5 protein-coding genes and 1 pseudogene are annotated in these 7,208 nt (G+C 71.7%); 2 read left to right on the top strand and 4 right to left on the bottom strand.

The genetic code is table 11. From position 1 onward, the window contains the following. Positions 1–120 precede the first annotated feature (120 nt). The 4 genes from ACFV4K_RS33780 to ACFV4K_RS33765 all read right to left on the bottom strand — a co-directional run bounded on the left by ACFV4K_RS33780 (position 121) and on the right by ACFV4K_RS33765 (position 5,571). Positions 121–1,062 (bottom strand): phytoene/squalene synthase family protein, encoded by a 942-nt coding sequence (locus ACFV4K_RS33780; protein ID WP_379280358.1) that lies wholly within the window; start codon positions 1,060–1,062, stop codon positions 121–123. Next, complete coding sequence (locus tag ACFV4K_RS33775) at positions 1,062–2,744, bottom strand: alpha-(1->6)-mannopyranosyltransferase A (RefSeq protein ID WP_379280357.1); 1,683 nt, start codon at positions 2,742–2,744, stop codon at positions 1,062–1,064. Before ACFV4K_RS33775 ends, ACFV4K_RS33780 begins: the two co-directional genes overlap by 1 nt. 63 nt (positions 2,745–2,807) lie before the next feature. Then, on the bottom strand, positions 2,808–4,421 hold the full coding sequence (crtI, locus tag ACFV4K_RS33770; protein ID WP_379280356.1) for a phytoene desaturase family protein: 1,614 nt from the start codon (positions 4,419–4,421) through the stop codon (positions 2,808–2,810). Between the two features lie 40 nt (positions 4,422–4,461). Further along, positions 4,462–5,571 (bottom strand): polyprenyl synthetase family protein, encoded by a 1,110-nt coding sequence (locus ACFV4K_RS33765; RefSeq protein ID WP_379280359.1) that lies wholly within the window; start codon positions 5,569–5,571, stop codon positions 4,462–4,464. 259 nt (positions 5,572–5,830) lie between these two features. On the opposite strand from ACFV4K_RS33765, the gene ACFV4K_RS33760 reads away from it, so the two are divergent. Both ACFV4K_RS33760 and ACFV4K_RS33755 read left to right on the top strand, forming a co-directional pair. Continuing rightward, positions 5,831–6,829: a methylenetetrahydrofolate reductase gene (locus tag ACFV4K_RS33760; RefSeq protein WP_379280355.1), complete on the top strand. Its 999-nt coding sequence runs from the start codon at positions 5,831–5,833 to the stop codon at positions 6,827–6,829. 113 nt (positions 6,830–6,942) lie between these two features. Next, a pseudogene (locus ACFV4K_RS33755) lies at positions 6,943–7,208 on the top strand (hypothetical protein); the annotation flags it as partial.

Here is a 7,208-nt window from a genome sequence, read left to right as displayed (position 1 = left end):
CGGTGCTGAGGGCACCGCGCGCGGCCTGATGCGCGAGGCGCCGACTGATTTGGCGCCGTATGGGTAACTCGTCGGGGACATCCGAGAGCCGACCCGATCCTTGGCCGTCGGCCCGGTTGCTTACTGAAGGGGTTCCCTGAAGACCGGCAGCAGGCGCGGAGAGGCGGATAAGCATTCGCGTGCCGCGACCCGGAGCCGACGGTGCTGGGGGACGACCGCGCGGCCGGTGAAGACCGCATAGTCGGCGCGCTCGATCTCGTCGAGGATGCCGCCGTAGAGCGTGGCCGCCGTCCGGATGGCCGGGCGCACGCGCGGGGCCAGCAGCTCGATACCCGAGGTGGCGCGACGGTAGACACCCCTGTTGATCGCGATCATATGCGCGAGCGCACGGCGCACCCGCGGCTCGGTGCGGCCGGATTCGTGGCAGTGGAACAGCAATTCGTCGTCCACGCCGAAGGCCGCCAGTTCGTCGGCGGGCAGGTACACCCGGCCGCGGCCCAGATCCTCGCCGACGTCGCGCAGGAAGTTGGTGAGCTGGAAGGCTTCCCCGAGCGCAGCCGCGGCCGGTTCGGCCTCGGCGACCGGGACGACGGTGCCCAGCACCGGCAGCAGTTGCAGCCCGATGGCGGCCGCCGAGCCGCGCATGTAGTCCTCGAGCTCGCCCATGGTGGGGTAGCGGTCGCGGTATTGGGGCGCGCCCGGAATGTCCATGCGCATGGAGTCGAGGAACACCCAGAAGTGTTCGGCGGCAATCGAGTACCGGCGGATGGTGTCGGAGACCGCGAGCAGCACCCGCTGTTCGTGGCTGTCGCCGGGTTCGGTGGGCGCGTCGGCCAGCCGGGCCCGCAGTTCGTGTTCGATCCGGTCGAGCCGAGCCGCGGATTCGGCGGCGCGGCTGGGCGCGTCGCTCGCGTCGACGATGTCGTCGACCAGGCGGGCGAAGGCGTACAGCGCGTGCACGGCCGGTCTTCGCTCGGGTTCCAGCAGCCGGGTCGCGAGGAAGTAGGTGCGTCCGTGGGCGGCGGCGATGCGGCGGCAGTCGCGGTAGGCGCGGTCCAGCATCACGCGGGGCTGGGCGCGGGCGCGCCGGCGAGCTGATCGGAATGCGGGCGTCCGGCACGCAGTTTCAGCGGATCCACCTTGCACAGCGAGACCGCGGCCACCACGGCGGCGAGGATCGCGAGGGTGCCGTGCACATAGTCGGATACGGGTGCGCCGTCGGGCTGGAATATCAGCATGAGCCAGGTACACAACCCGACCAGGACCTGCAGTGTCCGGGTGGACAGCGCGAAGCCCGCGGCCAGGGCCAGCGGCCACGAGTAGTACCAGGGCAGCGCGGCGGGGGACAGGATCACGATGGCCACGAACGCGACCAGAATGCCGAGCACAGCCTCCTTCTCGCTGTTCTTGAACCGCCACCAGGCCCACACCAGGATGGCGACCATGGCGATCGCGCACAGCATGCGCGTCCACGGCAGCACCTTGTCCATCGGCAGCGGCGTCACCCAGGTGACGACGTGGGCCATGATGGTCGGCAGCGAGAGCCAGTTGATGATCTTCTTGGAGCCCGACAGCGCGGTGAGCCAGCCGATCTGGTGATCGCGCAGCCCGGTCGCGAAGGTGGCGACGGCGAACACGGCCGCGAACACCGCCACGCCGAGCGCGCCGATCTTGGCGAAGGTGCGCAGCGGATGCGGCAGTTCGCCCTCGTGCTGGGCGGCGCGGCGTTCGCGTTCGTGAATCATCCAGATCCACACCAGGAACGGCAGCGCCACGCCCGCGGTGGCTTTCACGGCCACGCCGATGGCGACCACCACGATGCCCGCGGCGTGATGGTGTTCGAGCACCAGCGCGATGCCCGCGGCCATCAGGCCGACCATGAGCATCTCGTTGTGCACGCCGCCGATCAGGTGGACGAGCACCAGCGGGTTGAGCACGGCCAGCCACAGCGCGGTGGTGGGCTTACCGCCCAGGTGCTTGGTCAGGTGCGGGACCGCCCACACCATGAGCGCCAGCCCGGGCAGCATGACCAGCCGCAGCGCGATGGTTCCGGCCACCACGTTGTCCCCGGTGATGGTGGTGATGGCGCGCCCGATGAGCAGGAAGACCGGCCCGTAGGGCGCGGTGGTGGTGGTCCAGACGGGGCTGACATTGTCGAGCAGGACCGCGGCGTTGGCCTTCAACTCCACCGGTCCGTACAGGTACGGGTTGATGTTGTCGCGCAGCATCGCGCCCTGCGCCAGATAGGAGTAGGCGTCGCGGCTGAACATGGGGACCGCGAACAGCAGCGGGAAGGTCCAGACGCCGACGATGCCGCGCAGTTCGTTGAGGGTGACCGAGGTGCCGGGCTGGCCGCCGATCACGATGCGCCCCAGCCGGACCCACGCGGTGATCATGGCGATCACGCCGAGCCACACGAACATCGACGACAGCACCAGGCCGTGCCCGAACCGCAGCCACGACAGGTGCATGGCCTCGAGCAGCGGGTCGCTGCGCCGCACGCCGCCCGCGCCGAAGCCGCCGAAGGTGATCAGCAGGGCGCCGAAGAAGCCGAGCGTCGCGGCGTGTCCCTCGGGGGTGCGGGCGAAGTCGGCGGCGTGGCGCACCCGGGTCTGCCAGCTCGTCCGGGCGCTCGGAGACGGAGCGTCAGGGTCGGCGGCATCCGTGGTGCTCGGGGCGCCGGCGGGACGCGTGGCGACAGCGCCGGTGTCGGGGGTGGCTGCGTCCATATCGGGGGTCGGCATAGGCGGTCGTTCCCCCCGGAAAGGTCAGCGGCGGCAGCCGCGTTGGTTCAGGACGCGGTCAGTCTAGTGCGTGTGCGCGGACGCCACCGCCCCGGTGTCGGCGGATCCGATACCGGCATGTCGTACGTCACCCGTGATGCGTGCCGCCGCCAGTCTGCCCGAAAGCAGCACGGTCGGCACGCCGACGCCGGGCACGGTGCCCGAGCCTGCGAGAACGACATTCGCGCGCCCGGCCACCAGGTTCCGGGTCCGGAACGGACCGGTCTGCCGGAACAGGTGTGCTGCCGAGAACGGGGTGCCCGCGAGCATGCCCCTGGCCCGCCAGGTGCGCGGGGTGTCGAGGTGGTCGACCCGGAAGTGCCGCGAAATGCCTTGGTAGCCGCGCGCTTCCAGCACCTGGAGCAGTTCGCGCAGGTAGTGCGGGCCGAGTTCGTCCCAGGCCAGCGGCGCGGCATCCAGATTCGGGCAGGGGGCGAGCAGCGAGAGCGGTTCGTAGCGGACGGTGTCGCGCAGGTGGCCCGCGGCGTCGATGTGCTGTTCGGGGCGGTCGATGTAGAGGGTCGGATCGGTGAGGGCGGGCCGGGTGAGCAGCAGCGACGGGTCGCTCATCAGCCCGCCGCGGCCGCGCCGGGCCGCGATTTCGGCGAAGGTCCGGTCCCATTCCGCGCCGAAGTCGATGGTGTGATGGGCCTGCACCGGCCAGGCGGCCGCCACCTCCGCGGGAATGGTGCCGTGCGCGACCACCGCGGACGGGGAGGCCCGCAGTCCGCGGCGATGCCGCAGTCCGAACCGGGTCAGCGACCCGATGTCGGCGGTCACCACCAGGGCGTCGCAGTCGAAGACGCGGCCGTCGGCGGTGTGCACGGCGGTGGCGCGGCGGCCCGTGTAGTCGACGCCGATCACCTCGGCGTTCAGTTCCAGGGTCCCGCCCGCGGCGGTGAACGCGCGGCCCAGCGCCGCGGCGATGGCCCGCATGCCGCCCTCGGGGTAGGTGACGCCCAGGCAGGTGTCCATGTACGGGATCGCGCCGTACACGCCGAGCGCCTGGTTCGGAGCCATGCCCGCGAACAGCGCCTGGAAGCTGAACAGCCGGGCGATGTCAGGATCCCGGATCACGCGACCGACCTTGGGGCCCAGCCGGCCGAACGCGCCGAGCCGTGCCAGCCGCGCCAGTGCGGTCCGCTTCTCCGGAATCCGCACCATATCCAGGGGCGACTCGAAGTTGGTGTCCATGAACTGCCGGAACTCGGCCTCGTACACGCCTGTCAGCCAGCCGCGCAGCCGCCGGTAGCGGCGGGCCGCGGCGGGGCCGCGCACCCGCGTGACCTCGTCGACCATCCGTTCCTCGTCGGAGTAGACGCCGATCTGGGTGCCGTCGGCGAAGCGCGCCCGGTAGGCCGGTGCCATGTCGAGGATCGTCAGGCCGACCGACTCCCGGGTGTGCCCGACCACGCCGAGCGCCTCGTCGATGAGTTCGGGCAGGGTGAGAATCGTTGCCCCGGAGTCGATCTCGTAGTCCGGTCCGCTGTAGGACCCGACCCGCCCGCCGGGGCGGTCGTCGCGTTCGAGCACGGTCACCTGCCGTCCGGCCGCCAGCAGGTGCAGCGCCGCGGCCAGCCCGGACAGTCCCGCGCCGACCACGACCACCCGATCGCTCGGTCCCGCAACCGTTTTCATGCCACCCTCCTGCCGCCCGTGCTGTCCGTCGAATCCGGCGTCAGTAGTGCCGCGCGGTGGCCGACAGCGCCATGCCGCGGAGCTGCCGGGCCGCGTCCGGTGTCACGGTGCTGGCGTCCAGCGCGGTCAGGGCCTGTTCGGTGAGCGAGGCGATGCGCCGCTCGACGGCGTCGACCGCACCGAGGTCGGTGAGGGCCGTGCGCAATTCGGCGACCTGCTCGGCGCTGAGGTCGGTGCCGAGGCTGGTGCGGATGAGCCCGGCGGTGGCGGGCGCGGTGGCGTCGGCGCGCCGCAGGGCCTCGGCGATGAGCACGGTGTGCTTGCCCTCGCGCAGGTCGTCGCCGGACGGCTTGCCGGTGACCGCCGGATCGCCGAACACGCCGAGCAGATCGTCGCGCAGCTGGAAGGCGATGCCGATGTCGGTGCCGAATTCGCGGTAGGCGGCGATCACGTCGGGGGAGGCCCCGGCCAGCGCCGCGCCCATGTGCAGCGGGCGTTCGATGGTGTAGGCGGCGGTCTTGAACCGGTTGATCCGCAGCGCGGCCTCCACCGACTCGTCGCCCGCGGATTCGCCGTGGATGTCGAGCAGCTGCCCGCCCAGCACCTCGGTGCGCATGGCCGCCCAGACCGGGGCGAAGCGGGCGGCGGCGTCGGCGGGCAGCCCGGCGTCGCGGGTCATGTCGTCGGCCCAGGCCAGGGCCAGGTCACCGATGAGGACGGCGACGCTGACGCCGTAGTGGTCGGCGTCACCGGTCCAGTGCTGATCCCGGTGCCGCTGTTCGTAATCCACGTGCACGGTCGGGAAGCCGCGCCGGGTGCGCGAGGAGTCGATGATGTCGTCGTGGATCAGCGCGCACGCCTGCACCAGTTCCAGCGCCGAGCAGGCGGTGAGCACCGCATCGGCGTCCGGGTCCTCGGGGCTGCGGCCCGCGCCCAGCCAGCCGGTCCAGGCGAAGGCGGGGCGGGTGCGCTTGCCGCCGCGAATGACGAAGTCCTCCAGGGCCGCGGCCGCGTCCACGAAGACCGGGCCGAGGGGTTCGACGATCGGTTCGCGGGTGCGGAAGAAGGCGGTGAGACGATCCTCCACGGCGGCGACGAGTGATCCCGCGCCGACCGGGTGGCGGGTCGGGGTACCGGGTCCGGCGGACAGGGCAGCCTCCTTGGTGAGTGCGCGGCGCGGCGCGAGCGCGATTCCCCCGGTGATCGGTCCCGGTGCGCGTGCGACGATGGCGAACGTCCCCGATGACCGGCCCGATCGCGCGGGCGTCAGGTCCGCGCGCGGGGTTCGCCCCGACTCTACCGACCATGGGGTCGCGGCCGGGAATCGGTCGGGCCCGGTCCGGTCCCACCTGCTGGGATAGGCACAGGTCGGGGTCCGGGGCCCGGGTGCGGGCCCGTAAAATACTGGCGTGAGTTTCGACAATGTACGGGGATATTCGACCCCTGGCCGAGTTTCCCGCACACCCCATGTGTCCGGAACTCGCTCGGTGGTGCAGCAGCTGGGCCCCCGTCCGGACGGGTCGATTCCCTTCTCGGTCGAGTTCAATCCGCCGCGTGACGCCGCCGGCGAGGCGCGCCTGTGGCGGGCCGCCCGCGAGTTCGAGCGGCTGCATCCGGCGTTCGTGTCCATGACCTACGGCGCGGGCGGATCCACCCGCGACCGCACCATCCGGGTCACCGGCGAGCTGGCGCGCGAGACCACGCTGCTGACCGTCGCCCACCTGACCGCGGTGGACCACTCGGTCGCCGAACTGCGCTCCATCGTCGGCGCGTACGCCGACTCGGGCATCCGCAATCTGCTGGTGCTGCGCGGCGATCCGCCGGGCGACGTGCTGGGCGAGTGGCTCAAGCACCCCGAGGGCGTCGAGTACGCCGAGGAACTGGTGCGCATCGTGCGCGACCTGGGCGACTTCCACGTGGGTGTCGCCTCGTTCCCGCAGGGTCACCCGCGCTCCACCGACCTCGACGACGACACCCGCTTCCTGGTGTCGAAACTGCGCGCGGGCGCCGAGTATTCGATCACCCAGATGTTCTTCGACGTGGATCACTATCTGCGCCTGCGGGATCGGGCCATCGCGGCCGATCCGATCGAGGGCGCGAAGCCGATCATTCCCGAGCTCATGCCGGTCACCTCGCTGCGCACGGTCGAGCGCGCGGAGGAGCTGTCGGGCCGTCCGCTCCCGGCCAAGGTGATCGAGCGGCTGCGCAAGGCCGCGGGCACCGGGCCGGAGGAGGATCGCGCGGCGGTCCGGGCCGAGGGCATCCAGATCGCCACGGAGATGGCGCAGCGCCTGATCTCCGAGGGCGCGCCCTGCCTGCATTTCATCACGCTGAATTTCGCCAAGGCCACCAGCGAAGTGCTGGCGAATCTGGGCTATTCGGTCTCGGCCGCTCCGGCGAACGCCTGAACGGACCGGTTCGCACCGTGAATCGGCTCCGGCATGCCGGAGCAAATCACCGGAGTGCACTGGTCAGCGGAGTACCTTCCCCTCACGACTCGTGACCTCGAGGGGAGCCCTTCATGTCCGTGTTCCATCACTTCGCCCGGGTGGCCGGCGCTGTCAGCGCCTGCGCCGTGCTCGCCGCCGCCGGACCGGCAACCCTGGCGGGACCCGCCGCCGCGGCCCCGGCGCAGGCCGATACCGGCGATGCCGCGGTCGCCGCGGTGAGCCCTGAAGCCGCCGCCGCGCTGGCCGCCATCACCGCGGTGAACCAGACCACCGGCCGCGCCGACACCACGGCTCGCCCCGACACCACCGGCCGGTCCGATGCCGCCAGTCCGTCGGC

It is taken from the genome of Nocardia sp. NPDC059764 (assembly GCF_042732555.1).
Lineage (GTDB): Bacteria > Actinomycetota > Actinomycetes > Mycobacteriales > Mycobacteriaceae > Nocardia.
This window is presented reverse-complemented; position numbering and strand designations above follow the sequence as displayed.

What these genes read in the sequence shown, in the direction of transcription:
- ACFV4K_RS33780 (WP_379280358.1), bottom strand. Translation starts at nt 1,062, where the DNA reads ATGCTGGACCGCGCCTACCGCGACTGCCGCCGCATCGCCGCCGCCCAC.
- ACFV4K_RS33775 (WP_379280357.1), bottom strand. Translation starts at nt 2,744, where the DNA reads ATGCCGACCCCCGATATGGACGCAGCCACCCCCGACACCGGCGCTGTC.
- crtI (WP_379280356.1), bottom strand. Translation starts at nt 4,421, where the DNA reads ATGAAAACGGTTGCGGGACCGAGCGATCGGGTGGTCGTGGTCGGCGCG.